This is a genomic window from Massilia sp. LC238, from assembly GCF_000735635.1.
GTDB lineage: Bacteria > Pseudomonadota > Gammaproteobacteria > Burkholderiales > Burkholderiaceae_D > Telluria > Telluria varians.
Genome location: NZ_JNNN01000066.1, coordinates 119715 through 143639, shown reverse-complemented (window position 1 = coordinate 143639; position 23925 = coordinate 119715). Strand labels below are relative to the sequence as shown.

Here is a 23925-nt window from a genome sequence, read left to right as displayed (position 1 = left end):
CTTAGCGGGCGACGGCCGCGGTCTGGCGATCCGAACCGCGGGCCACCTTCTGGCCGAGTTCCACTTCGGCGATGACCGACATGCCCGGCACCAGGCGGCCGGCATACTTCTTCACGTCGGCTGGGTCGAGCACGATCTTGACCGGCACGCGCTGGACGATCTTGGTGAAGTTGCCGGTCGCGTTATCGGCCGGCAGCAGCGCGAACTGGTTGCCCGAGGCCGGCGAGAAGCTGTGCACCCGGCCCACCAGGTGCTTGCCCGGGAGCGCGTCGACTTCGAGCGAGACCTGCTGGCCCGGCTCCAGGCCGGCCAGCTGGGTTTCCTTGAAGTTGGCGGTGACCCAGACCTCGTCCTCGACCACGGCCAGCAGTTGCTGGCCCGGCTGCACGCGGGCGCCGACTTCGACGCTGCGCTTGCCCACGCGCCCCGGCACCGGCGCGACGATGCGGTTATAGGCCAGCTGCTGCTGGGCGTCCTTGAGCTGGGCCTGCAGCACCTTGACCTGGGCCTTCAGCACGTCGCGCCCGGCGCTGGCTGCGGCCACCTGGGCCTGGGCGGCGCCGGCACTGTCGCGGCGCGCCGCCACGTCGGCGACGGCAGCGGCGCGCGCGGCGCTGGAGGCATCGACTTCCGCCTTCGACACCGCCTTCATGGTCTCGTTGTAGAGCTGGCCGAAGCGCTCGGCATCCTGGCGCGCGCGCACCAGCTGGGCCTCGGCCTGCCTGACCTGGGCCCCGGCCGCGGCGGCCTGGGCGCGCACCTGCGCCACCTGGGCATCGGCTTGAGCGATCTGCTGCTCCACGCTCGCGATCTGCGCCTCGATCTGTTCGACGCGCACGTGGTGGTCGGCCGGGTCCAGCTCGGCGATCACTTCGCCCGCTTGTACCTGCTGGTTGTCGTCCACCAGCACGCGCGTGACCACGCCGGCCACGCGGCTCGATACCGGGTGCACCCGGCCGGTGACGTAGGCGTTCTCGGTTTCCACGTAATGCTGGCTGCGATACCACATGCGCCCGCCTGCCCCGAGGGCCAGCACGGCGATCAGCCCCACCACGCCCAGCACGCGCTTGTTGGGCGGCGCCTTGCCCGGTGCCGCGGGGGTCTGGACAGCCTGCTGCATAGCCGGGGCCGAGGTGTGCGATTCTGCCATGGGGTCAAACTCCGATGAAAAATGAAATGGGTCATGCGCATTATTTGCCAGTGTCCGGCCGAAGTCAAGAAATGAAACGGTTGCATTTCATTTTTATTGGATTAGAATGAGGCCATGACGAAAGCCACCAGTCCCGTTCCCGCTACTCCGACCAAGTCCGCCGGCCGCCCCAAGGCCTCGGAGGTCGAAGCACGCACCCAGGAACTGATCGACGCCGCCGGCTGCCTGTTCATCAAGCACGGCTACGCCGGCGTGAGCCTGGAAGCCATCGCGCGCCAGGCGCGGGTGGCGGTGCGTACCATCTACGTGAAATTCGGCGGCAAGGCCGGCCTGCTCAAGGCCGTGCTGCAGGCGCGGCGCGAGCGCTTTTTCCCGGTCGGGAAAATGGATGTCGACCAGCGCCCGGTCCGCGAGGTCATCGACGAGTTCGCCGGCTATTTCTACGACATGCTGTGCGAGCCGGACGCGATGATCCTGCAGCGCGTGGTGATGGCGGAAGCCAGCAGCAATCCCGAGCTGGCCGAGACCTTTTACGAGGCGGGGCCGCGCATGACGCGCGACATGCTTGAACGTTATTTCGCCCGGCCGGACGTGCGTGCCCAGCTGCGTCCCGATGTGCCGGTCGCCCTGCTGCCCGCGCACCTGATCGCCTGCGTCAACGGCGACCCGGTGGTGCGCTATCTCTTCCCGGAGCGCGAGCCAGCGCGCGCGGAGGCGCGGCGTATGCTTGCCGAACGTTTAGAGTTGTTTTACCGCAGCATTTTTTGACCATATGGTCAAAAACCGGTCTGTGCGTCATCGCACCGACCTGGTGCAAGCATTTGTGACAATCTGACATCCTTATTAAAGGAGGATGTCATGAACAATAAAACGACAGCGGCTGTTCGCCGCGAGGAGGAAGCATGAGCAAGTCTTCCCGTTACGAATGGCGCGACCAGCAGGCAGCCCTGCAGGAGCGTATGAAGGGATTCCTGCAAAATCCGAACAACGAACAGCTGGAAGCGGTCGTTAAGGAAATGCGTGCCTACGCAGCAGCCGCCCAGTCCGGCAGCATCGATATTCCACAGCGCTTCATCGCGTTCACCTGACCAAGCGGACACCACAACGCCGCCCCGCGCAAGCCGGGCGGCTTTTTTTTGTCCAGGCTGCCAGGCTTCAGCCGGCCATGGCCGGGGCCGGCGCCCCTTGCGCCTGGGGTTCGAAGTCGAACAGCCGGCTCAGGCAATACACCTTGCGCGGCGCACGATGGCGTTCATGGATCTCACGGGTCATCACTTCGACCCGGCGCGGCTGGAGCGACAGCTGGCATGGGTCGATGTAATCCGGCGCCCCTTCCATGAAGCGCGCCGCAAGCTGCTGGGTAATGGTGCCGTGAACAAGATGCTGCTCCCCATGGACCGTGGTCCTGAGCTCGAAGCAGCGCGTTTCGGGCAGGACGAATATCGTCCCGACATATTCATTGCCGTACTCGACCATGGCACTCCCCCTGTAGCTTGACACGCAACCGGCGGCAAGTGGCTCGCCGCCACACGTTCCCATCATAGCAAGTACATACGGCAGCGCGCCGCGCAATTCGCGCCATTCGGATGCAATTCGCGCCGCACCGCTGCAGCTTCGTCGCAAGCACGGGCGCGGCCCTGGCCGCTTCCCCAGAATGGGCCATCAACCCACTCATGGAGACCGTCATGCAAGCCATCCGTATCGCAGCCGCCCTCGTCCTCCTCGTTTCCGGCGCCGCCAGCGCCGCCGATCTCACGCTGCGCATCGAGGACGTCAAGTCCGCGCAAGGCAGCATCATGGTCGCACTCTATGATTCGGCCGACAGCTTCCTGAAGCGCCCGGCCAGGGCTGCCCGGCTGGCTGCCGCGGCCGGCGCGGTAGACCTGGTGATCAAGGACTTGCCGGCGGGCGACTATGGCATCGCCTTGTTTCACGATGCCAACGACAACGGCAAGATGGACAGCAACGCCATGGGCATCCCGTCGGAAGACCATGCTTTCAGCAACAATGCCCTCGGCAATATGGGACCACCAACATTCGCGCAGGTGAAATTCAGCCTGCCGCCGGCCGGCGCCACCGCCACCATCAGCCTGCGCTGAAGGAGCCGCCATGGACCGCCGCCGTTTTATCGAAGCCGGGCTGAGCCTGGGTGCGCTCGCGCCGGCCGGCAGGGTGCGTGCCGACCAGGAAACCCGGCGCCGCTTCCACGCCGCCCTGGCAAGCGACCCGGCACTGGCCGTCTACGCGGACACCGTCGGCAGCCAGGCCGGCGACGCGACGGTCAGCGGACGCCTTCCCGCCGACCTGCAGGGCAGCTTCTACCGCAACGGCCCTGGCCGCTTCGAGCTGGGCGGCGAGCGCTACCACCACTGGTTCGACGGCGACGGTTTCGCCCAGCGCTGGACCATTGCCGGCGGCAAGGTCCGGCACCAGGGCCGCTTCGTCGAGACGCGGCGCTACCTGGACGAGACCCGGGCCGGGCAATTCCTCTACCCGTCCTTCGGCACCTGGGTGGCGCGCCGCGGATTTCGCGACAACGACAGCCTGAATGCGGCCAATACCAACCTGCTGCCCTTCAACGGCCGCGTGTATGCGCTCTGGGAAGGCGGCTCGGCCATCGAAGTCGATCCGGAGACGCTGGCAACCCGGGGCATCCAGACCTGGCGCGCGGACCTGCGCGCCATGCCCTTCTCGGCCCATCCGAAGTGCGATCCACAGGGTGGCATGTGGAATTTCGGCGCCCTGCCCGGCTCCGGCCGGATCGCGCTCTACCAGATTAGCGCCGATGGCCAGGTCCTGCGCAGCGCGCTGATCGACGTACCCGGGCAGGCCATGGTGCACGACTTCGCCGTCAGCGCCCGCCACCTCGTCTTCCTGGTCCCGCCTTACGACCTCAAGCCCGGCAAGGACATGAGTTTCGCCGAACGCCACGCCTGGGCCGGAAGCGGACCGTCTGCGCGTCCGCTGCGCGCCGTGGTGGTGGCCAAGGACAGCCTCACGGTGCGCCAGGTGTTCGAACTGCCGCCGCGCATGGTGTTTCACTTCGGGAATGCCTGGGAGGACGGCGCCTGCACCCGCTTCGACGCGGTGCTGCACGAAGGCGACGTGCTGGGCGAACTCGGCGACCTGATGGCCGGCGCACGCCAGACCCGCTCGCGCAGCGAAGCGGTGCAGATCTGCCTCGATCATGCGTCGGGCCAGGCCCGCATCAGCCGCCTGTTCGGCGCGAGCGAATTTCCGCGCGTGGCGCCGCAGTCGGTCGGAAGCCGCCATCGCAAGCTGGTGCTGCTGGGTGGTGACGCGCTGCTGAACTCGGTCAACCTGGTCGATACCGACAGCGGCAAGGTGGACGCCTACCGCTTCGGCGCCGGCTGGCAGGTCGAGGAACACGTGCTGGTGCCGCGCCGCAATGCGCGCTCCGAGACCGACGGCTACCTGGTCGGCGTGGCCCAGGACCTGCGCCGGGGCGTGGGGGTGTTGTGCGTGTTCGATGCGGCACGGGTGAATGCCGGGCCGTTGGCCCTGGCCCGGCTGCCCTATCGCACACCACACTGCTTTCATGGTAATTTCTTATCAGCATGATCAATGTTCACCTAGAAAAGCGCGGCAAGACGGTGCGCGACCGCAACCATCCGCTGGAACTGATTCCCTGGTTCCGGCGCTGGCCGCCCTCGCTCGCCCGCGACCTGCTGTACACGGCGATCTGGAGCAGCATGCTGGCGCTGGCGCTGACGGTGCTGCAACGCTTCTTTGGCCGCGGGGACCTGCCTTTCACGCGCCTGCTGCTGGCCACCCTGGTCATCAGCAACCTGATCGGCTTCATGATCCACGCGGCGCTGCACCTGCTGGAAAGCCATCTGCCGCGCACGAACCTCCGGCTGTTCCGCGCTGCCCAGCTGCTGGCGATCGCTGTCGCCAGCGTGATCGGCATTCCCTTGGGCAATGCCTTGTTCGTCGGCACCAACCCGCTGCGCTTTTTCCAGCACAGCACGGCCCTTGTGTTCCTGCTGGCCTTTGCCCTGATCACCGCCGGCTTGATGATCCTGGTGCTGGCGGCCGGCGAGCGGCGCACCCGGCGCGAAGCGGAGGCGGCGCGCCAGCAGGAGCAGATCGCGGCCGCCGGGATGCTGGTGGCCGAGGCGCGCCTGCGCGCGCTGCAGGCCCAGATCGAGCCGCACTTCCTGTACAACACGCTGGCCAATGTCGTCGGCCTGATCGACAGCCAGCCGGCCAAGGCGCGCCGCATGCTGGAGCGCTTCATCGACTACCTGCGCGCCAGCCTGTCGGCCAGCCGCGCCGAGCATGCGACCCTGCAGGGTGAACTCGAGCTGGCGCGCGCCTATCTCGACGTGCTCGGCGTGCGCCTGGAAGGCCGCCTGCGCTGGCGCTTCGAGATCGCCCCCGGCATCGATCAGTTGCCGATCGCCCCGATGCTGCTGCAGCCGCTGGTCGAGAACGCGGTCATGCACGGCATCGAGCCCAAGCTGGAAGGCGGCGACATCGTGCTGCGCGCCCACCCGGACGGCGGCCTGCTGTGCATCGACGTGTGCGACACCGGCCTCGGGCTGCGCATGCTGCCTCCCCGCCCCGGCGGTGGCGTCGGCCTGTCCAACCTGCGCGAACGCCTGCACCAGCTGTACGGCTCCGCAGCCAGCCTGCGGCTCATCGAAAACCCCGCCGGCGGCGTCAGCGCGCGCCTGCAGCTTCCCGTCCTGGAACCATGCACGACCATCCCCACGCCCTGATCGCGGACGATGAGCCGCACCTGCTCGACTACCTGGAGTCGCAATTGGCCGCCGCCTGGCCCGAACTGCGCGTCACGCGCGCGGCCAACGGGGTGCAGGCCCTGGCGCTGATCGACGAGCTGGCGCCGCACGTGGTCTTCCTCGACATCCAGATGCCCGGCCTGAACGGCATCGAGCTGGCGGCACGCCTGTGCACCGGCAGCAAGCCGCCGCATGTGGTGTTCACCACGGCCTACGATCACTACACCCTGCAAGCCTTCGAGCACGCGGCGTTCGACTACCTGCTCAAGCCGATCGGGCTGGAACGCCTGTCGCGCACGGTGGCGCGGCTGAAGGCTGCGCTTGCCACGCCCGCCCCGGCGCCTGCGGCCGACGCCCTGCAGGCCCTGCTGCGCCAGCTGGGCGTGGCGGCGCCGGCCCCGCTCCAATGGATCCGCGCGGCCAAGGGCCAGGAAACGCGCTTGATCGCTATCGACGAAGTGATCTACTTCCAGAGCAACGACAAGTACACCAGCGTGTATCTGGCGGATGGCGAAAGCCTGATCCGCACGCCGCTGAGCAAGCTGAAGGAACAGCTCGACCCGCAGCAGTTCTGGCAGATCCACCGCGGCGTGATCGTCGCGGCGCGCCACGTGGCCGGCACCCGGACCGACTTTCGCGGGCGCTTGCACGTGCGGCTCAAGGGGCGCGACGAGCAGCTGGTGGTGAGCCGGAATTACGTGGACCTGTTCAGGCAGATGTAACCCGAGGGTCATAACCCGAGGGTCAGGTCTGACATTTGGACACGGGCTCAGCCTTGACATGCGGGTTTGCCGCATTCGTGCTGTTGAGGTCGTGTCCGTTTGTCAGACCTGACCCCGCTGGGAGGGCAAAAAAAAAGCGGAACCGGCGAGGTTCCGCTTTTCGTGCATGCCGGGGCAGATTACTTCTTGCGTGCCGGCGGCAGGTCGGTGCAGACGCCCTTGTAGGCTTCCGCCGCCATGCCGATCGATTCGCCCAGGGTCGGGTGCGGGTGGATGGTCTTGCCGATGTCCACGCCGTCCGCGCCCATCTCGATGGCCAGCGCCACTTCGCCGATCATGTCGCCGGCATTGGTGCCGACGATGGTGCCGCCGATGATGCGCTTGGTTTCCTTGTCGAACAGCAGCTTGGTGAAGCCCTCGTCGCGGCCGTTGGCGACCGCGCGGCCGCTGGCGTTCCACGGGAAGTGGCCCTTTTCGACCGCGATGCCTTTCTGCTTGGCTTCGTCCTCGGTCAGGCCGACCCACGCGACTTCCGGATCGGTGTAGGCCACCGACGGGATCACCTTGGCATCGAAGAAGGCCTTCTCGCCGTGCGCCGCTTCGGCCGCCACGTGCGCTTCGTGGACCGCCTTGTGCGCCAGCATCGGCTGGCCCACCAGGTCGCCGATGGCGAAGATGTGCGGCACGTTGGTGCGCATCTGGCCGTCCACGCCGATGAAGCCGCGGTCGGTCACGGCCACGCCGGCCTTCTCGGCGGCGATCTTCTTGCCGTTCGGGCTGCGGCCGACGGCCACCAGCACCAGGTCGTACAGCTGCGGCTCGGGCGCGGTGGCGCCGGCTTCCGCCGCTTCGAACGAGACCTTGATCCCTTCCGGCAGCGCTTCCACGCCGACGGTCTTGGTCTTCAACATGATGTTGTCGAAGCGGTGCGCATTGTACTTCTGCCAGACCTTGACGGCCTCGCGGTCGGCGCCCTGCATCAGGCCATCCATCATCTCGACCACGTCGATGCGCGCACCCAGGGTCGAGTACACGGTTGCCATCTCCAGGCCGATGATGCCGCCGCCGATGACCAGCATGCGCTTGGGCACCTGGCGCAGTTCCAGCGCGCCGGTCGAGTCGACGATGCGCGGATCTTCCGGCACGAAAGGCAGCTTCACCACCGAGGAACCGGCGGCGATGATCGCCTTGGCGAACTTGACGACCTTCTTGCTGCCGTCGGCTGCCGTGACCTCGATGTGGTTGGGGCTGAGGAACTGGCCCACGCCCTGCACCACGTTGACCTTGCGCGCCTTGGCCATGAAGTTCAGGCCGCCGGTCATCTTCTTGATCACGCCATCCTTGTAGGCGCGCAGCTTGTCGATGTCGACGTCGGGCTTGGCGAAGCTCACGCCCAGGTCGGCCATGTGCGCGGTCTCGTCCATGATGTGCGCCACGTGCAGCAGCGCCTTGGACGGGATGCAGCCCACGTTCAGGCAGACGCCGCCCAGGGTCGCGTACTTCTCGACCAGCACGGTGTTCATGCCCAGGTCGGCCGCGCGGAAGGCGGCCGAGTAGCCGCCAGGACCGGCGCCCAGCACCATCATCTCGCATTCGATGTCGACCGGGCCGCTGTAGCTTGCCGCGCCCGGCGCCGGGGCGGCGCTTGGCGTCGCCGCCGGCGCCGGATGGGCCGGTGCGTACGAATCGGTCGGGGCCGTGGCCGCGGTCGGGGCGGCAGCCTGCGCGCCGATCTGGGCGGCAGGCTTGTCGCTGGCTGCGGGTGCTGCAGGTGCAGCTGCGCCCGCCCCGGATTCCTCGACCATCAGCAGCAGCGAACCTTCGTTCACCTTGTCGCCGACCTTCACTTTGACTTCCTTGACCACGCCGGCGTTGGTCGACGGGATCTCCATGCTGGCCTTGTCCGACTCGACGGTCACCAGGGACTGGTCGACCTTGATGGTGTCGCCCGGCTTGACCAGCAGTTCGATGATCTCGACGTTTTTGAAGTCGCCGATGTTCGGTACTTTTACCTCAACAGTGCTCATTCGGCGCTCCTTACAGAAGGGTCTTGCGCAGGTCGGCCAGCACGTCCGCCAGGTAGGCGGCGAAGCGCGCGGCGCCGGCGCCATCGATCACGCGGTGGTCGTAGGACAGCGACAGCGGCAGCATCAGGCGCGGCTGGAAGGTGGAACCGTCCCACACCGGCTTCATCGCCGACTTCGACAGGCCCAGGATCGCCACTTCCGGCGCATTGATGATCGGCGTGAAGGCCGTGCCACCGATGCCGCCCAGCGACGAGATGGTGAAGGTCGCGCCCTGCATCGCGCTCGGGCTCAGCTTGCCGTCGCGTGCCTGTGCGGAGAGCTCGCCCATTTCGACGGCGATCTGCGAGATGGTCTTCTTGTCGGCATCCTTCACGACCGGGACCACCAGGCCGTTCGGGGTATCGGCCGCGAAGCCGATGTTGTAGTACTGCTTGACGATCAGGCTGGCGCCGTCTTCCGACAGCGACGAGTTAAATTGCGGGAACTTCTTCAGTGCCGCAACCGAGGCCTTGATCACGAAGGCCAGCATGGTCAGCTTGACGGTCGACTTCTGCTTGGCCAGCGCGGCGTTCGAATCGACGCGGAACTGCTCCAGGTCGGTGACGTCGGCGTCCTCGAAGTGGGTCACGTGCGGGATCATGACCCAGTTGCGGTGCAGGTTCGGGCCGGAGATCTTCTTGATGCGCGGCAGGGCCACGGTCTCGGTCGGACCGAACTTCGAGAAGTCCAGCGACGGCCAGGCCAGCACTTCCATGCCGCCGCCCGAACCACCCTTCGACGGTGCCGCGGCGGTCGGACCGGCAGCCATCACGCCCTTGACAAAGTTCTGCACGTCCTGCTGGGTGATGCGGCCTTTCGGGCCGGTGCCCGGCACGCGCGCCAGGTCCACGCCCAGTTCGCGGGCGAACTTGCGGATCGACGGCGAGGCGTGGGCTTTCGAGCCGGTCACGCCCTGTGCCGGGGCGGCTGCGGCAGGCGCCGGAGCGGCTGCCGCAGGCGCAGGCGCAGCAGCGGCGGCCGGGGCCGCGGCAGGGGCCGGGGCAGCGGCTGCAGGTGCGGCAGCCGGCGCGCCGCCGGTGGCTTCCACCAGCAGCACCAGCGAACCCTTGGCGACCTTGTCGCCGACCTTGACCTTCAGTTCCTTGACAGTGCCGGCGTGGCTGGACGGGATCTCCATGCTCGCCTTGTCCGATTCGACCGTGATCAGGGACTGGTCGACCTTGATCTGGTCGCCCGGCTTGACCATCAGTTCGATGACTTCGACTTCCTTGAAGTCGCCGATGTCCGGCACCGTGACTTCGACGATACCGCCCGCTGCGGCAGGGGCGGCGGCCGGCGCCGGTGCGGCTTCGGCGGCCGGTGCGGCGGCGGCAGGCGCCGGCGCGGCAGCTTCAGCGGCGGGCGCAGCAGCGGCGCCGCCGGCTTCTTCCAGCAGCAGCACCAGCGAACCTTCGGCAACCTTGTCGCCGACCTTGACCTTGATTTCCTTCACGACGCCGGCGTGGCTCGACGGGATTTCCATGCTGGCCTTGTCCGACTCGACGGTGACCAGCGACTGGTCGACCTTGATGGTGTCGCCCGGCTTGACCATCAGCTCGATGACTTCCACTTCCTTGAAGTCGCCGATATCGGGGACTTTGACTTCCACAATGCTCATAGTGTTAGCTCCAAATTTTTATTCGAGTTAGCTTCAAGACCGTCGTCCCGGCGCAGGCCGGGACCCAAGTTCGTAGCGTTCATGCAAACTTAGGTTCCGGCCTTCGCCGGAACGACGGGTCTCGTGAGCATTTACTGGGTCACAGGATTCGGCTTGTTCTGGTCGATGCCGTACTTCTGGATCGCCTGGCTCACGACGGCGCGGTCGATCTTGCCTTCGTCGGCCAGGGCGCGCAGCGATGCCACGGTGATGTAGTAACGGTTCACCTCGAAGAACTCGCGCAGCTTGACGCGCGAATCCGAGCGGCCGAAGCCGTCGGTACCCAGCACCTTGTAGGTGCGGTCCTTCGGCATGAAGCCGCGGATCTGCTCGGCGAACAGGCGCATGTAGTCGGTGGTCGCGACGATCGGGCCGGCGGTGTTCTGCATCAGCGAGGTCACGTAGGGCACGCGCTGCTCGGCGTCCGGGTTCACCATGTTCCAGCGCTCGCAATCCTGGCCGTCCCTGGCCAGCAGCGTCAGCGACGGAGCCGACCAGACGTCCGCATCGACGCCCCAGTCGTTCTTCAGCAGCTCTGCCGCGAAGATCGACTCGCGCAGGATGGTGCCGCAACCGATCAGCTGGACGCGCTTCGCGCTGTCCTTGCTGCCTTCGATCGCAGCGCCTTCCTGCAGCAGGTACATGCCCTTCAGGATGCCCTCTTCCTGGCCCGGCTTCAGGCCCGGGTGGGCATAGTTCTCGTTCATGATGGTGATGTAATAGAACACATCTTCCTGCTCCTGCACCATGCGGCGCAGGCCGTCCTGGATGATCACCGCCACTTCATGGCCGAAGGTCGGGTCGTAAGGGATGCAGTTCGGGACCGTGGCCGCGATGATGTGGCTGTGGCCGTCCTCGTGCTGCAGGCCCTCGCCGTTCAGCGTGGTGCGGCCGGCGGTGCCGCCCATCAGGAAGCCGCGCGCACGGATGTCGCCGGCCAGCCAGACCAGGTCGCCCACGCGCTGCATGCCGAACATCGAGTAGAAGGTGTAGAACGGGATCATGGTGCGGTTGTTCGACGAGTACGAGGTCGCCGCGGCGATCCACGAGCTCATGCCGCCCGCTTCGTTGATACCTTCCTGCAGGATCTGGCCGGCCTTGTCTTCACGGTAGTACATCACCTGGTCGCGGTCGACCGGCTCGTACAGCTGGCCCTGCTGGTTGAAGATGCCGATCTGGCGGAACAGGCCTTCCATGCCGAAGGTACGCGATTCGTCGACCAGGATCGGCACGATGCGCTGGCCGATGCTCGGGTCCTTCAGCAGGCTGGTGATGACGCGCACGTAGGACTGGGTGGTCGAGATCTCGCGGCCTTCCGCGGTCGGCTCGAGCACGGACTTGAAGGTCTCGAGTGCCGGCACCACCAGGTTTTCATCCGCCTTGGCGCGGCGCTGCGGCAGGTAGCCGCCCAGGGCCTTGCGGCGCTCGTGCAGGTACTGCATTTCCGGCGCGTCGTCGGATGGCTTGAAGAACGGGATCTCGGCCAGCTTGTCGTCCGGGATCGGGATGGCGAAGCGGTCGCGCATCTCGCGGATCGCGGCGTCGTCCAGCTTCTTGGTCTGGTGCGCGGTGTTGCGCGCCTCGCCCGACTTGCCCATGCCGAAGCCCTTGACGGTCTTCACCAGCAGCACGGTCGGCGAACCCTTGTTCTCCTGGGCGTTCTTGAACGCGGCGTAGATCTTGTGCGGGTCGTGGCCGCCGCGGGTCAGGCGCCAGATGTCGTCGTCGCTCATGTTGGCGACCATCTTCAGCAGCTCCGGGTGCTTGCCGAAGAAGTGCTTGCGCACGTAGGCGCCGTCCTTGGCCTTGTAGTTCTGGTATTCGCCGTCGACGGTTTCCATCATCACGCGCTGCAGGATGCCGTCCTTGTCCTTCGACAGCAGGGCATCCCACTGCGAGCCCCAGATGACCTTGACCACGTTCCAGCCGGCGCCGCGGAAATCGGCTTCCAGTTCCTGGATGATCTTGCCGTTGCCGCGCACCGGACCGTCCAGGCGCTGCAGGTTGCAGTTGACGACCATGACCAGGTTGTCGAGGCGCTCGCGCGCGGCCATGCCGATCGCGCCCATCGATTCCGGCTCGTCCATCTCGCCGTCGCCGCAGAAGACCCAGACCTTGCGGTTCTCGGTGTTGGCAATGCCGCGTGCGTGCAGGTACTTCAGGAAGCGCGCCTGGTAGATCGCCATCAGGGGGCCCAGGCCCATCGACACGGTCGGGAACTGCCAGAAGTCCGGCATCAGTTTCGGGTGCGGGTAGGACGACAGGCCCTTGCCGTCGACTTCGCGGCGGAAGTTCAGCAGCTGCTCTTCCGAGATGCGGCCTTCCAGGAAGGCGCGCGCATAGATGCCCGGCGAGGAGTGGCCCTGGATGTACAGCAGGTCGCCGCCGTGCTCTTCGGTCGGGGCGTGCCAGAAGTGGTTGAAGCCGATGCCCAGCATGTTCGCCAGCGAGGCGAAGGAGGAGATGTGGCCGCCCAGGTCGCCGTCGGCGCGGTTGGCCTTGACCACCATCGCCATCGCGTTCCAGCGCATCCACGAGCGCAGGCGCTCTTCGTATTCCAGGTTACCCGGGCAGTTCACGTTCAGGTGCGCCGGGATGGTGTTGACATAGGCCGTGTTGCTCGAGAACGGGATGTGGGCGCCGCGGCGGCGCGCCAGGTCCACCATGCGCTCCATCAGGTAGTGGGCGCGCTCGGTGCCTTCATGTTCGATCACCGCCTCCAGCGCATCCAGCCATTCCTGGGTTTCGATGGTGTCGGGGTCGTTGGCAGCTTGTGCCGTCAACTGGTCGAGTTGAGCTGACATTAATGCGTCTCCTAAGATTTGGCGCCCCGACCTTCCTGTGAAATGGCTGGTGGCGATTTGGTGAAATTTCAAATATCTGAAAATAAACTCTTAGATTCTACCAGTGGGTTCAGGCTTTTTCAAATTGCGATATGTGATTTCATATAGTGAAATTCCATGCTGCGAGTGCACAATTTCCCCTAGTGAAGCTGCTTATCAAGCCTATAACGAAGCGCGGCGCCGATGCGCTGGACCGGCCTCCTCCTTTTGGCAGAAAGCCGCGAATACTCAGCGATTTGAGCGCCTAAATATGACAATGCCTGGACCGGTGCGGCGCGCGATACGGATGGCGGCCTTATAATTTCATTTTTGCCTAGCCGTGAGCCTACCCATGCCTGCCCAGAACATCGACGGAGTCCTCCTTTCCCAACAACTGCGCGGCGAGATCGCCCAGCGCGCCGCCAAACTCACCGCCGCCGGCCGACAGCCCGGCCTGGCGGTCATCCTGGTCGGCGAGGACCCGGCGAGCCACGTCTACGTGCGCAACAAGGTCAAGGCCTGCGGCGACGTCGGCTTCCACTCGGTGCTGGAAAAGTACGACGCCGACCTGAGCGAGCAGGCCCTGCTGGACCGCATCGCGGCCCTCAACGCCGACCCGAGCATCCACGGTATCCTGGTCCAGATGCCGCTGCCGAAGCACATCGACCCGAGCAAGGTCATCGAGGCGATCGCCACCAGCAAGGACGTCGACGGCTACTCGGTGCTGTCGGCCGGCGAACTGGTCGCCAACCTGCCGGGCTTCCGCCCCTGCACCCCGTACGGCTGCATGAAGCTGATCGAAACCACCGGCATCGACCTGCGCGGCAAGCATGCCGTCGTGATCGGCCGTTCGAACACCGTCGGCAAACCGATGGCCCTGCTGCTCTTGCAAGCCAACGCCACCGTCACCATCTGCCATAGCGCGACACCGGACCTGGGCATGTACACCCGCCAGGCCGACGTGGTGGTGGCCGCCGTCGGTCGCCGCAACACCTTGACCGCCGACATGGTCAAGCCGGGCGCCGTCGTGATCGACGTCGGCATGAACCGCGACGACGCCGGCAAGCTGTGCGGCGACGTGGACTACGCCGGTGTGCGCGAAGTCGCTTCGCACATCACCCCGGTGCCGGGCGGCGTCGGTCCGATGACGATCACCATGCTGTTGATGAACACCGTGGAGTCCGCGGAACGCGTGCACTCCAGTAGCCAACACTGCCCCAGCCAGGCAACGGGAATGGAACCGCAGCCCGGCGTGGCCTGAACCCTCAAAAGGAACCCCATGACCATCGACACCAGCAATCCCCTCCTCGACTTCTCGGGCCTGACCCGGTTCGACCTGGTCAAGCCGGAGCACGTGACGCCGGCCATCGAGCAACTCATCAAGGATGCCGCCGAGGTCGTGGCCAGACTGGAAGCGCCCGGCGGCAGCGTGAGCTGGGACAGCTTCGTGGTGCCGCTCGAGGAAGCCACCGAGCGCCTGGGCCGCGCCTGGGGCGTGGTCAACCACCTGAACCACGTGGCGGACACGCCCGAGCTGCGCGCCACCTACAACGAGAACCAGCCGAAGGTCATCGAGTTCTGGACCTCGATCGGCCAGAACGAGGCCCTGTTCGCCAAGTACAAGCAGCTGCGCGCCAGCAGCGAGTACGACAGCCTGAGCCCGGCGCGCAAGCGCATCGTCGAGAATGCGCTGCGCGACTTCCGCCTGGGCGGCGCCGAACTGCCGGAGGATAAGAAGGAACGCTTCGCCGAGATCCAGGAACAGCAGTCCGCGACCTCCACCCGCTTCTCGCAGAACGTGCTTGACGCCACCAACGACTACAAGCTGCTGGTCGAGAACGAAGAAGAACTGTCGGGCATCCCGGACGACGTCAAGGCCGCCGCGCGCGCTTCGGCCGAAAAGGACGGCAAGGACGGCTGGCAGTTCAGCCTGCACTTCCCGTCCTATTACCCGGTGCTGCAGTTCTGCGACAACCGCGCCTTGCGCGAAACCATCTACCGCGCCAGCAGCACCAAAGCCTCGGATGCCGGCACCATGTTCAGCAAGGCCGCCGAGTGGGACAACACCGCCAACATCGTCAAGCTGCTGCAGCTGCGCCATGAAGAAGCCCAGCTGCTGGAGTACGCCAACTTCGCCGAGGTCTCGCTGGTGCCGAAGATGGCCGAGAGCCCGCAGCACGTGGTCGAGTTCCTCGAAGACCTGGCCAAGCGCGCCCGCCCCTTCGCCGAGAAGGACCTGGAAGAGCTGCGCGCCTTCGCGCGCGACGAGCTGGGCATCATTGATCTGCAGTCCTGGGACGTGGCCTATGCCTCGGAAAAGCTGCGCGAGCAGCGCTATGCCTTCTCCGAGAAGGAAGTGAAGGAATACTTCCCGGAGCCGAAGGTCGTACAAGGCCTGTTCACGGTCATCCAGGAGCTGTTCAACGTGCAGATCAAGGCGGACGATGCGCCGGTGTGGCATCCGGACGTGCGCTTCTTCCGCATCGAGCGTGACGGCCAGCTGGTCGGCCAGTTCTACCTCGACCTGTATGCCCGCGAAGGCAAGAACCAGGGCGCCTGGATGGACGACGCGCGCGGCCGTCGCCTCACCACCGGCGGCATCGTGCAGACCCCGATCGCCTACCTGACCTGCAACTTCACCCCGCCGGCCGTCGTGGACGGCAAGCAGCAGCCTTCGCTGTTCACGCACGACGAAGTCATCACCCTGTTCCACGAGTTCGGCCACGGCCTGCACCACATGCTGACCGAAGTCGAGGAGCTGTCGGTGTCGGGCATCTCGGGTGTGGAATGGGATGCGGTGGAGCTGCCGTCGCAGTTCATGGAAAACTTCTGCTGGGAGTGGGACAAGCTGCAGCAGATGACCGCGCACGTGAAGACCGGCGAGCCGCTGCCGCGCCAGCTGTACGACAAGATGCTGGCGGCGAAGAACTTCCAGTCCGGGATGATGACGCTGCGCCAGGTCGAGTTCTCGCTGATCGACATGCACCTGCACTACGACTTCGACCCGAAAGCCGAGCGCACCGTGCAGCACCTGATCGACGACATCCGCAAGCAGTTCGCGGTGATGATCCCGCCGTCCTTCAACCGCTTCCAGCACTCCTTCGGCCACATCTTCTCGGGCGGCTATGCGGCCGGCTACTACAGCTACAAGTGGGCCGAGGTATTGTCCGCCGACGCCTATGCGGCCTTTGAAGAGGCGCTGGAGTCGGGCCAGCTGCAGGAGACCGGCAAGCGCTTCCAGCAGGAGATCCTGGCGGTGGGCGGTTCGCGTCCGGCGCTGGAATCCTTCCGGGCCTTCCGCGGCCGCGAGCCTTCGATCGACGCGCTGCTGCGCCATAGCGGCATGATCCAGGCCGGCACTGCGCAGGGCGGCGCGAGCGCCTGATGTTCCAAGGGGCGGCCCGGTGCCGCCCCGATTTACAATTGCACCATGACCCGCATCGACTTCCATACCAACATCCCCGACAAGCTGGCCTACGCCTGCCGCCTCGCCCGCAAGGCCTATGCCGCCAAGGCCAAGCTCGTGCTGCTGGCCGAGGACGCCGCGCAGGCCGAGGCCCTGAACGCGGCCCTGTGGACGGTATCGGATACCGACTTCATCCCGCACGTGCCGGCCGGCGACCCGCTGGCGAATGAAACGCCGGTCATCGTCACCTTCGATGAAAGCATCGCGCTGCCCCATCATGAGATGCTGGTCAACCTCACCCGCCGCACGCCCGCTACACTGGAACAGTTCGCGCGCGTGTTCGAAATCATCTCGATCGACGAAGACGATGCCGCGGCCGGGCGCCGGCGCTACGTCGCCTACAAGAAGCAGAACTATCCCCTGACCCACTTCGTCGCAGGACAGTCATGAGCCAGAACGCCCCATTCGACCCCAGCATCCCGGTACTGACCGAAGTCGTCGCCGAGCCGGTCGCGCCCGCGCCGGAGCCGGAGCCGGTCGCCGAACAGCTGGAGCGCCGCGCCAACGAACGCTGGACCGGCGAGGAATGGAGCGTGCTGGAGCGCCGCGTCACCGAGCGCGTGCTGCAGCAATTGCAGGGCCGGGTCGACTTCGTGCTCGAGCAGCGCGTGCGCGACGCCATGGCCGACGCCATGCAGCGCACCCTGGAAAGCTTTACCGCCGACCTGCGCGCAGGGCTGCATGAAGCCTTGGGCGAGATCGTCGGCCGCGCGGTGGCGCAGGAAATCGACCACCTGAAAACGCTGGGTAAATAACCGGCCGGGCCACCCCACGCCCCCCGGTTTCCGACGTACGACAGAGTCCGTAGGTATCCGCTAAGATTGCAGGCTCTGCAATCATTCACTCTCCCTTGTGAACCGAAAGATCCTGATCGCGGCGCTTGCGGGCGCAGGCGTCGCCATTGCCGGCGCCGTCCTCTACTTCACCGACACCATCGAGCGCCAGCCGGGCGCGCTGGCCGTGTTCACGCCCAAGGCGGCGAAGACGATCCCGTTCTGGCCGGCGCGCGTCACCACGCTGGCCGGCGACGGCATCCCCGGCGCGATCGACGGCCCGGCCGCGAGCAGCCGCTTCGACGATCCCTTCGGCGTCGCCCTCGACAGCCAGGGCAAGGTCTATGTGGCCGACGCCGGCAACAGCAACCGCATCCGCACGATCGCGCCGGACGGCACGGTCACCACCTTTGCAGGCAGCAAGGAAGGCTTCGTCGACGGCAAAGGGACCGCGGCCGCCTTCCACACCCCGTCCGCGCTGGCCTTCGACCACGAGGGCAATCTCTACGTGGCCGATACCGGCAACCATGCGATTCGCAAGATCGCGAAAGACGGCACGGTGACCACGCTGGCCGGCAACGGTACGCGGGGCGAGCTGGATGGCATCGGCCGCGCGGCCCAGTTCAACGGCCCGGTCGGCCTGGCGGTGGACGATGCCGGCATCGTCTACGTGGCCGATACCTACAACGACCGCATCCGCCGCATCGGCCGCGACGGCAACGTGACCACCATCGCCGGCAGCGGCAAGCCCGGTCTTGCCGACGGCCTGGCGGCAGCGGCAAGCTTCGACACCCCGAGCGCCCTCGCGGTGACGACCAACGGCACGCTCTACGTGGCCGATACCGGCAACAACGCGATTCGCCGCATCGCCACCGACGGGTCGGTGACGACCATCGCCGCCCCCGCCGAGGGCGAGCGCCGTGCGCCGCTGCGCCGCCCGGTCGGGCTGGCGCTCACCCGCGACGGCTACCTGTACATCGCCGCCAGCTCGGGCGGGCGCATCCTGCAACTCACCCCGGAAGGCGAATTCCGTCCGCTGCCGGATGCCGACGTGCCGGCCTCGAACGACGGCTTCGGCCCCGACGGCACGGTGCAGCTCTACGGCCCGCGCGGCATCGCGGTCGAGCGCGACGGCAGCCTGGTGGTGGCCGATGCCCAGGCCCACCGCCTGCACCGCCTCTCCAGCCCGCGTCCCGACGAAGCCGCGCCCGTCCGCCCGCAGCCGGTGGCGGTCGCGCGCAAGGAACCGATGCCCTGGCCGGTCGGCCCGCAGGACATGGTGCACGAGGTAGTCGGCGTGATGGGCGAGGTGCGCGGCAGCTACAACGGCGACAGCCGCGACCACTTCCACGCCGGCCTCGACGTGCGCGCCGACGTCGGTACGAAGGTGCTGGCGGTGTTCCCGTCCAAGGTCTCCGACCCGTACGCCAACTGGGGCTTCGATTCGCTCAGCGAAGGCATCAGCGTGGGGCCGCTCTCCTACATCCACATGCGCGTGGGCCGCGACACCCGCGGCCGGCCGCTCGACCCGCGTTTCCAGGTCCTGACCGGCGCGCGCGGCAAGGCCGAGCGCGTGCGCGTGCCGCGCGGCACCCGTTTCGCCGTGGGCGACCCCCTCGGCACCATCAATGCGATGGCCCACGTGCACCTCGACTACTACCAGGGCGGCGCGGTGGTCAATCCGCTCAGCCTTCCGTTCGTCGGCTTTACCGATACCGTCGCGCCGCGCATCAACAGCATCGCCCTGTTCGACAGTAGCGGCAAGCGCCTGCGTCCGCCCGTGGGAACCCGCAAGAACCCGGTACTGGACAAGCGCCTGCGCGTGCCGCGCTCGCTGGGCGAGGTGAACATCGTGGTCGACGCCTACGACCAGGTGGACGGCAACCTGGCACGGCGCCGCCTGGGCCTGTACAAGCTCGGCTACCAGCTGCTGCGCGCCGACGGCAGGCCCGTGCCCGGCCATGAGCGTCCCCTGATCACGCAAGTCTACGACCGCCTGCCGCGCAACCCGGACGCGGTCAAGGCCGTCTACGCGCCCAACAGCGGCATCACCGTGTACGGCAGCAAGGCCACCCAGTTCGCCTATGCGCTGCACAGCCGCCTGCGCGATGGCGAAGTCGAGACCGGCAGCTGGCAGCTCGGCGACATCGCGCCGGGCGAGTACATCCTGCGCATCTACGCGGCCGACTACGCCGGCCAGGTGGCACTGGAAGGAAGGGATTTGCCGCTGGTGATCGAGTAAGAGCGCGCTCCAAGCCTCTGCTATAGTTGGCGCACCTCGAGTCATGATGGAGCATCGCATGGACGCATCGATGTTGCTGATGGCATTTTCCGGCGCCTTTGTCGGATCGCATTTTCTCCTGTCGCACCCTTTGCGTCAGCCGCTGGTGAAAGCCATGGGAGAAAAGGGTTTCCTCGCGCTGTACTCCCTCGTGGCCTTCGCCACACTCGGCGGGATGGCCTGGGCCTACCCCAGGACCCCGGCCGGGGCGCCGCTCTGGACCGTCGGCGACGGGCTGTGGGCGCTGGCGACAGGCCTGATGCTGGGTGCTTCCGTCATGCTGCTCGGTTCGCTGGTGCGCAACCCGGCCATGCCCGGCGCCACCAATGCGGCCAGCGCGCAGGCACGCGGCGTGTATGCCATCACCCGGCATCCGATGCTGTGGGCATTCGCCATCTGGGGCATGGTGCACATCCTGGTGTATCCGGTGACGAGGAATATCATCGTCGCGCTTGCCATCATCCTGCTGTCCCTGCTCGGTGCAGCGCTGCAGGACCGCAAGAAGGCCACGCTCGATCCGCAAGGCTGGCCAGCCTGGGAGCGGCGTACCAGTTATTGGCCCTTCGCGGCGATCATTCAGGGCCGAGCGCGCTTTGGTGGATTTGGCGCCCATGCGCTCGGCGGTGGCCTGCTGGTGTGGCTGCTGGCGACCTGGGCGCACATACCGCTGGCCGGACGGGCGGCGGGCATCTGGCGCTGGTTGGTGTAAAGCCTTGCTGCGGCCGGACGGCTACGTGGCGCTGTGCGACCCGGGCGCGTCGGCGCAGGCGCTGGAAGACTATTTCTGCGACCTCGACTACGGGCGCTTCCGCGTGTGCATGCCTAGACCGGCCGTTCTATGAATTCCGCATAAGTGCTCAGGCGAGGATTGAAAGATGTAGACACGCATGTCTAGTTGATCTATTGTCGAGGCGTTCCCCATCGATCACGGAGTGCTTCGCATGCTGAAACGATTCGCCGCCGCCCTGCTGCTGGCCGCCGCCGCCCTGCCCGGCATGGCGGCCGACCTGCCCAACCATCCCTTCATCCACGTCAGTGCAACCGCCGACCAGTACATCATGCCCGACGTCGGCGAGATCGACATCGACATCGTGTCGCTCGAGCCCGATGCCGACGCCGCCTGGAAGCTCGTCAACGAGCGGCTCGAGGCCAGCCGCGCGCTGTTCGCCGAGAACGGCGTCGCGCCGGAGGATGTGCTCGTGCAGGATATCGCGCGCCGCCCGCGCAAGGTCGAGGTGCTGGCCGAGGGCCAGCCGCTGCCGATGGAGACCCGGGTCACCCTGCACGTCACCGTGCGCAAGCTGGACGGCTGGACGCCCATCATGCGCGCCCTGCTCGTCATGAAGGACCTCGAATCGCTGGCGGTTTCCTTCAACCGCAGCGACCGCGAGAAGGTCGAGGCGGATCTCCTCCAGCAGGCGATCGGCATGGCCAGGCTCAAGGCAAAAGACATCGCGGGCGGCATCGGCGCCAGGCTGGGAGCGGCGACCGGCGTGTCCATCGGGCCGCTGAAGAACCTGTCGAACGCGATGGGCATGTCCAGCGATTCGAACGCACGCGGCGGCGGCGTCCGGCGCGGCGCGCGCACGGAAATGGCGCTGGTGCAGGCAATGCAGCTGGCGCAGTCGGTCGACGTGATCTACCGGATTGGCGGCAAATAAGAAAACAAAAAAGCGCGCCATGCTCACGCGGGCGCGCTTTTGTCGTTACTGGCGCAGGCTTACTTGGTCGCCAGCACCCATTTCACCAGGCTGCGGGCTTCGGCCTCGCTCACCTGCGGGTTGGCCGGCATCGGCACCGGACCCCAGACGCCCGCGCCGCCCTTCATCACTTTCTGCACCAGCTTGTCCTCGGCGCCCTTCTGCCCCTCGTACTTGGCAGCGACGTCCTTGTAGGAAGGACCGACCAGCTTGTTGGCTGCCGCGTGGCAAGCCATGCAATTCTTGGCCTTCGCCAGGTCGGCTTGTGCAAACGCGCCGCTGGACGCGAAGGCCGACATCACCACACACAACAACAACGAGCGTTTCATTTGTTTCTCCTGGTTTATAACGACTGCATTCTACCGTGGATTGGCCAAAGCTTCATGGGTCGATACACTCTGTAACGACCGTAACACCGGATGTTGATGAATTCCGACAACAGGAAATCTTTTTCCACACGGAAATAATTTTTCTTTGTAATATGCATGCCGAAGGAGTCATCCATGCCGCTCATCCTCTCCATCGTCGCCCTCTGCGGGCTGCGCTTTTTCGGCGTCTGGCGTTTCGCCGACCTGTCGTGGTGGTACATCGTCGCGCTGATGGTGTTCGCCTTCGTCTGGTTCGAGTTCATCGAAAAGGCGCTCGGGCTCGACAAGAAAAAAGAACACAACGTTCTGCACCATCATCGCGCGGCCCGCGTGAAGCAGGCCTTTTCCAAACGCAGGAAGTCCTGATACCGCAAGAGTGGGACCGGGTAGTGTGATATGTTTTGCATATCACCGAGTCCAATCCATACACTGCGCGTATCAATGAACCTGGAACTTCGTCAGCTCCGCCATTTCGTCACGGTCGCCGAAGAACTGCACTTCGGCCGTGCCGCCGAGCGCCTGCACATGACGCAGCCGCCGCTCTCGCAAAGCATCGCCGGGCTGGAAGAGCTGCTCGGCGCCCCGCTGTTCCTGCGCAACCGCCGCCAGGTGACGCTCACCGCCGCCGGCACCGCCCTGCTGCCCGAGGCGCGCCGCCTGCTCGGCGACGCCGGCGCCCTGCCCGACCTGGTGCGCCGGGTCGCCGAAGGCAGGGCCGGCCGCCTGACCCTCTCCTTCGTTTCGACCGCCGACTACAGCGTGCTGCCCGCCATCCTGCAGCGCTACCGCGCCGCCTTCCCGGACGTCCAACTGGTGCTGCGCGAAGCGACGTCCGACGTGCAGGCCGATGAATTGCTGGACGGGCGGATCGACGCCGGTTTCGTGATCCCGCCGCTGCCGGGACAGGCGGGCACCACCCTCGACTACAGAAAAGTGCTGGAAGAGCCGCTGATCCTGTGCGCGCCCGCCGGGCTGGATGCGCTCAAGGGTAGCGGACCGGTACGCCTGCGCGACCTGCCGCCGCTGCCGCTCGTGATCTTCCCGCGCGCCGCCGCGCCCGCCCTGTACGACGCCATCCTGTCGTGCTTCCGCGCGGCCGGCATCACCCCCGTCATCGGGCAGGAAGCGCTGCAGATGCAGACCATCGTCAGCCTGGTCTCCGGCGGCATGGGATTGGCACTTGTGCCACAATCCGTGTCGAACCTGATGCGCGCGGGCGTAGAATACCGTGCCCTGGCCGACCCGACGCCGCTGGCCGAGACGGGCCTGGCCTGGCGCCGCGACAGCGCCTCGCCCGTGCTCAGGGGCTTCCTGGATTTAATCGAGAAAGAGTAAAACGATGCTAGTACACCCGCAGCCGGATCCCATCGCCTTCGCCATCGGACCGGTGCAGATCCATTGGTATGGCCTGATGTACGTGGTGGCCTTCGCCCTGTTCCTGATCCTGGGCCGGGTGCGCATCCGCCAGCCGCACATCGCCGCGCAGGGCTGGAAGGCCGAGGACCTGGACGACATGCTGTTCTACGGCATGCTCGGCGTGGTGCTGGGCGGACGCCTGGGCGAAGTGCTGTTCTACCAGCCGCTCTACTTTCTCCAGCATCCGCTCGAGATCTTCATGGTCTGGCGCGGCGGCATGTCCTTCCACGGCGGCTTCCTGGGCGTGCTGATCGCCATGGCGCTGTGGGCCCGCAAATCCAAGCGCAACCTGCTCGACGTGTACGACTTCATCGCGCCGATGGTGCCGCTCGGGTATGCCGCCGGCCGCCTGGGCAACTTCATCAACGCCGAGCTGCCGGGCCGCCTGGCCGACCCCAGCCTGCCCTGGGCCATGCTGTGGCCGGGCGTCGAAGGCCCGCGCCATCCGTCGCCGCTGTACCAGATGCTGCTCGATGGGATCGTCGTGTTCCTGATCCTGTGGCCGTATGCGCGCAAGCAGCGCCCGCGCCTGGCGGTGGGCGCCATGTTCACCCTGCTGTATGGCTGCGCGCGCTTCATCACCGAGTATTTCCGCGTGCCGGACTGGGAAACCACCGTGCTCGGCATGCCGATCACCTCGGGCCAGGTGCTGTCGCTGCCGATGATCGTCGGCGCCCTCGTCATGCTGGCCTGGGCTTATCGCCAGCCCAACGGCCGCGCGGCGCACGCGTAAGTAGC

Annotated in this window: 22 protein-coding genes; 16 read left to right on the top strand and 6 right to left on the bottom strand. The window is 66.3% G+C overall.

All coding sequences use genetic code 11. The annotated features are described in order from the left end of the window. Position 1: 1 nt before the first annotated feature. A complete protein-coding gene (locus tag FG94_RS18405) occupies positions 2 to 1150 on the bottom strand; it encodes an HlyD family secretion protein (protein WP_036214547.1) in 1149 nt (382 codons plus the stop codon). A gap of 114 nt (positions 1151 to 1264) precedes the next feature. On the opposite strand from FG94_RS18405, the gene FG94_RS18400 reads away from it, so the two are divergent. Both FG94_RS18400 and FG94_RS27950 read left to right on the top strand, forming a co-directional pair. Further along, positions 1265 to 1918: a TetR/AcrR family transcriptional regulator gene (locus tag FG94_RS18400; RefSeq protein ID WP_036214545.1), complete on the top strand. Its 654-nt coding sequence runs from the start codon at positions 1265 to 1267 to the stop codon at positions 1916 to 1918. 134 nt (positions 1919 to 2052) lie between these two features. Next, entirely contained in the window at positions 2053 to 2238 is a 186-nt protein-coding gene (locus FG94_RS27950; RefSeq protein WP_036214543.1) for a hypothetical protein, read from the top strand. Between the two features lie 67 nt (positions 2239 to 2305). Here the strand turns inward: FG94_RS27950 and FG94_RS18390 are convergent, their stop codons facing one another. Beyond that, positions 2306 to 2626 carry a hypothetical protein gene (locus FG94_RS18390; RefSeq protein ID WP_036214540.1) on the bottom strand — a complete coding sequence of 107 codons (321 nt, stop codon included), beginning with the start codon at positions 2624 to 2626 and terminating at the stop codon, positions 2306 to 2308. Between the two features lie 209 nt (positions 2627 to 2835). On the opposite strand from FG94_RS18390, the gene FG94_RS18385 reads away from it, so the two are divergent. From FG94_RS18385 to FG94_RS18370, 4 genes are read left to right on the top strand one after another with little or no spacing between them, the layout of a single operon-like run. After that, the gene (locus FG94_RS18385; protein ID WP_081926077.1) at positions 2836 to 3249 is read left to right on the top strand and encodes a DUF2141 domain-containing protein; all 414 of its coding nucleotides are present in this window, start codon (positions 2836 to 2838) and stop codon (positions 3247 to 3249) included. Positions 3250 to 3259: 10 nt separating this feature from the next. Continuing rightward, positions 3260 to 4732, top strand: coding sequence for a carotenoid oxygenase family protein (locus FG94_RS18380; protein WP_036214538.1), 1473 nt, complete (start codon positions 3260 to 3262; stop codon positions 4730 to 4732). Then, complete coding sequence (locus FG94_RS18375; protein ID WP_051996907.1) at positions 4729 to 5895, top strand: sensor histidine kinase; 1167 nt, start codon at positions 4729 to 4731, stop codon at positions 5893 to 5895. The genes FG94_RS18380 and FG94_RS18375 overlap by 4 nt, the downstream gene beginning before the upstream one ends. Beyond that, positions 5871 to 6638, top strand: a complete 768-nt coding sequence (locus tag FG94_RS18370) for a LytTR family DNA-binding domain-containing protein (protein WP_036214535.1) — start codon at positions 5871 to 5873, stop codon at positions 6636 to 6638. Before FG94_RS18375 ends, FG94_RS18370 begins: the two co-directional genes overlap by 25 nt. A 179-nt stretch (positions 6639 to 6817) precedes the next feature. Here FG94_RS18370 and lpdA read toward each other — a convergent pair whose 3' ends face one another. From lpdA to aceE, 3 genes are all read right to left on the bottom strand, one after another. Beyond that, positions 6818 to 8665 (bottom strand): dihydrolipoyl dehydrogenase, encoded by a 1848-nt coding sequence (lpdA, locus tag FG94_RS18365; RefSeq protein ID WP_036214532.1) that lies wholly within the window; start codon positions 8663 to 8665, stop codon positions 6818 to 6820. Between the two features lie 10 nt (positions 8666 to 8675). Further along, positions 8676 to 10322: a dihydrolipoyllysine-residue acetyltransferase gene (gene aceF / locus FG94_RS18360; RefSeq protein ID WP_036214529.1), complete on the bottom strand. Its 1647-nt coding sequence runs from the start codon at positions 10320 to 10322 to the stop codon at positions 8676 to 8678. Between the two features lie 131 nt (positions 10323 to 10453). After that, on the bottom strand, positions 10454 to 13165 hold the full coding sequence (aceE, locus tag FG94_RS18355) for a pyruvate dehydrogenase (acetyl-transferring), homodimeric type (protein ID WP_036214526.1): 2712 nt from the start codon (positions 13163 to 13165) through the stop codon (positions 10454 to 10456). A 370-nt stretch (positions 13166 to 13535) separates the two neighbouring features. On the opposite strand from aceE, the gene folD reads away from it, so the two are divergent. From folD to FG94_RS18320, 7 genes are all read left to right on the top strand, one after another. Then, entirely contained in the window at positions 13536 to 14444 is a 909-nt protein-coding gene (folD, locus tag FG94_RS18350) for a bifunctional methylenetetrahydrofolate dehydrogenase/methenyltetrahydrofolate cyclohydrolase FolD (protein WP_051996906.1), read from the top strand. Positions 14445 to 14462: 18 nt separating this feature from the next. Continuing rightward, a complete protein-coding gene (locus FG94_RS18345; RefSeq protein WP_200879996.1) occupies positions 14463 to 16568 on the top strand; it encodes a M3 family metallopeptidase in 2106 nt (701 codons plus the stop codon). A gap of 45 nt (positions 16569 to 16613) precedes the next feature. After that, on the top strand, positions 16614 to 17039 hold the full coding sequence (locus FG94_RS18340) for a DNA polymerase III subunit chi (RefSeq protein WP_036214525.1): 426 nt from the start codon (positions 16614 to 16616) through the stop codon (positions 17037 to 17039). Further along, complete coding sequence (locus FG94_RS18335) at positions 17036 to 17404, top strand: hypothetical protein (protein WP_036214524.1); 369 nt, start codon at positions 17036 to 17038, stop codon at positions 17402 to 17404. Before FG94_RS18340 ends, FG94_RS18335 begins: the two co-directional genes overlap by 4 nt. A 97-nt stretch (positions 17405 to 17501) precedes the next feature. Next, the gene (locus FG94_RS18330) at positions 17502 to 19664 is read left to right on the top strand and encodes an NHL repeat-containing protein (protein ID WP_036214523.1); all 2163 of its coding nucleotides are present in this window, start codon (positions 17502 to 17504) and stop codon (positions 19662 to 19664) included. A 58-nt stretch (positions 19665 to 19722) separates the two neighbouring features. Continuing rightward, the gene (locus FG94_RS18325; RefSeq protein WP_036214521.1) at positions 19723 to 20412 is read left to right on the top strand and encodes an NnrU family protein; all 690 of its coding nucleotides are present in this window, start codon (positions 19723 to 19725) and stop codon (positions 20410 to 20412) included. A gap of 232 nt (positions 20413 to 20644) precedes the next feature. After that, entirely contained in the window at positions 20645 to 21364 is a 720-nt protein-coding gene (locus FG94_RS18320; RefSeq protein ID WP_036214519.1) for an SIMPL domain-containing protein, read from the top strand. Positions 21365 to 21423: 59 nt separating this feature from the next. Here the strand turns inward: FG94_RS18320 and FG94_RS18315 are convergent, their stop codons facing one another. Beyond that, the gene (locus tag FG94_RS18315) at positions 21424 to 21732 is read right to left on the bottom strand and encodes a c-type cytochrome (protein WP_027865168.1); all 309 of its coding nucleotides are present in this window, start codon (positions 21730 to 21732) and stop codon (positions 21424 to 21426) included. A gap of 174 nt (positions 21733 to 21906) precedes the next feature. Between FG94_RS18315 and FG94_RS18310 the strand changes: the two genes are divergently transcribed. The 3 genes from FG94_RS18310 (at position 21907) to lgt (ending at position 23920) form a co-directional block, all read left to right on the top strand. Continuing rightward, entirely contained in the window at positions 21907 to 22137 is a 231-nt protein-coding gene (locus FG94_RS18310; protein WP_036214517.1) for a TIGR04438 family Trp-rich protein, read from the top strand. 75 nt (positions 22138 to 22212) lie between these two features. Beyond that, complete coding sequence (locus tag FG94_RS18305; RefSeq protein WP_036214515.1) at positions 22213 to 23106, top strand: LysR family transcriptional regulator; 894 nt, start codon at positions 22213 to 22215, stop codon at positions 23104 to 23106. A 4-nt stretch (positions 23107 to 23110) separates the two neighbouring features. Then, positions 23111 to 23920, top strand: a complete 810-nt coding sequence (lgt, locus tag FG94_RS18300; RefSeq protein WP_027865165.1) for a prolipoprotein diacylglyceryl transferase — start codon at positions 23111 to 23113, stop codon at positions 23918 to 23920. Positions 23921 to 23925: the final 5 nt, after the last annotated feature.

Coding starts and splice junctions, on each gene's coding strand:
- FG94_RS18405 (WP_036214547.1), bottom strand. CDS start 1,150: ATGGCAGAATCGCACACCTCGGCCCCGGCTATGCAGCAGGCTGTCCAG.
- FG94_RS18400 (WP_036214545.1), top strand. CDS start 1,265: ATGACGAAAGCCACCAGTCCCGTTCCCGCTACTCCGACCAAGTCCGCC.
- FG94_RS27950 (WP_036214543.1), top strand. CDS start 2,053: ATGAGCAAGTCTTCCCGTTACGAATGGCGCGACCAGCAGGCAGCCCTG.
- FG94_RS18390 (WP_036214540.1), bottom strand. CDS start 2,626: ATGGTCGAGTACGGCAATGAATATGTCGGGACGATATTCGTCCTGCCC.
- FG94_RS18385 (WP_081926077.1), top strand. CDS start 2,836: ATGCAAGCCATCCGTATCGCAGCCGCCCTCGTCCTCCTCGTTTCCGGC.
- FG94_RS18380 (WP_036214538.1), top strand. CDS start 3,260: ATGGACCGCCGCCGTTTTATCGAAGCCGGGCTGAGCCTGGGTGCGCTC.
- FG94_RS18375 (WP_051996907.1), top strand. CDS start 4,729: ATGATCAATGTTCACCTAGAAAAGCGCGGCAAGACGGTGCGCGACCGC.
- FG94_RS18370 (WP_036214535.1), top strand. CDS start 5,871: ATGCACGACCATCCCCACGCCCTGATCGCGGACGATGAGCCGCACCTG.
- lpdA (WP_036214532.1), bottom strand. CDS start 8,665: ATGAGCACTGTTGAGGTAAAAGTACCGAACATCGGCGACTTCAAAAAC.
- aceF (WP_036214529.1), bottom strand. CDS start 10,322: ATGAGCATTGTGGAAGTCAAAGTCCCCGATATCGGCGACTTCAAGGAA.
- aceE (WP_036214526.1), bottom strand. CDS start 13,165: ATGTCAGCTCAACTCGACCAGTTGACGGCACAAGCTGCCAACGACCCC.
- folD (WP_051996906.1), top strand. CDS start 13,536: ATGCCTGCCCAGAACATCGACGGAGTCCTCCTTTCCCAACAACTGCGC.
- FG94_RS18345 (WP_200879996.1), top strand. CDS start 14,463: ATGACCATCGACACCAGCAATCCCCTCCTCGACTTCTCGGGCCTGACC.
- FG94_RS18340 (WP_036214525.1), top strand. CDS start 16,614: ATGACCCGCATCGACTTCCATACCAACATCCCCGACAAGCTGGCCTAC.
- FG94_RS18335 (WP_036214524.1), top strand. CDS start 17,036: ATGAGCCAGAACGCCCCATTCGACCCCAGCATCCCGGTACTGACCGAA.
- FG94_RS18325 (WP_036214521.1), top strand. CDS start 19,723: ATGGACGCATCGATGTTGCTGATGGCATTTTCCGGCGCCTTTGTCGGA.
- FG94_RS18320 (WP_036214519.1), top strand. CDS start 20,645: ATGCTGAAACGATTCGCCGCCGCCCTGCTGCTGGCCGCCGCCGCCCTG.
- FG94_RS18315 (WP_027865168.1), bottom strand. CDS start 21,732: ATGAAACGCTCGTTGTTGTTGTGTGTGGTGATGTCGGCCTTCGCGTCC.
- FG94_RS18310 (WP_036214517.1), top strand. CDS start 21,907: ATGCCGCTCATCCTCTCCATCGTCGCCCTCTGCGGGCTGCGCTTTTTC.
- FG94_RS18305 (WP_036214515.1), top strand. CDS start 22,213: ATGAACCTGGAACTTCGTCAGCTCCGCCATTTCGTCACGGTCGCCGAA.
- lgt (WP_027865165.1), top strand. CDS start 23,111: ATGCTAGTACACCCGCAGCCGGATCCCATCGCCTTCGCCATCGGACCG.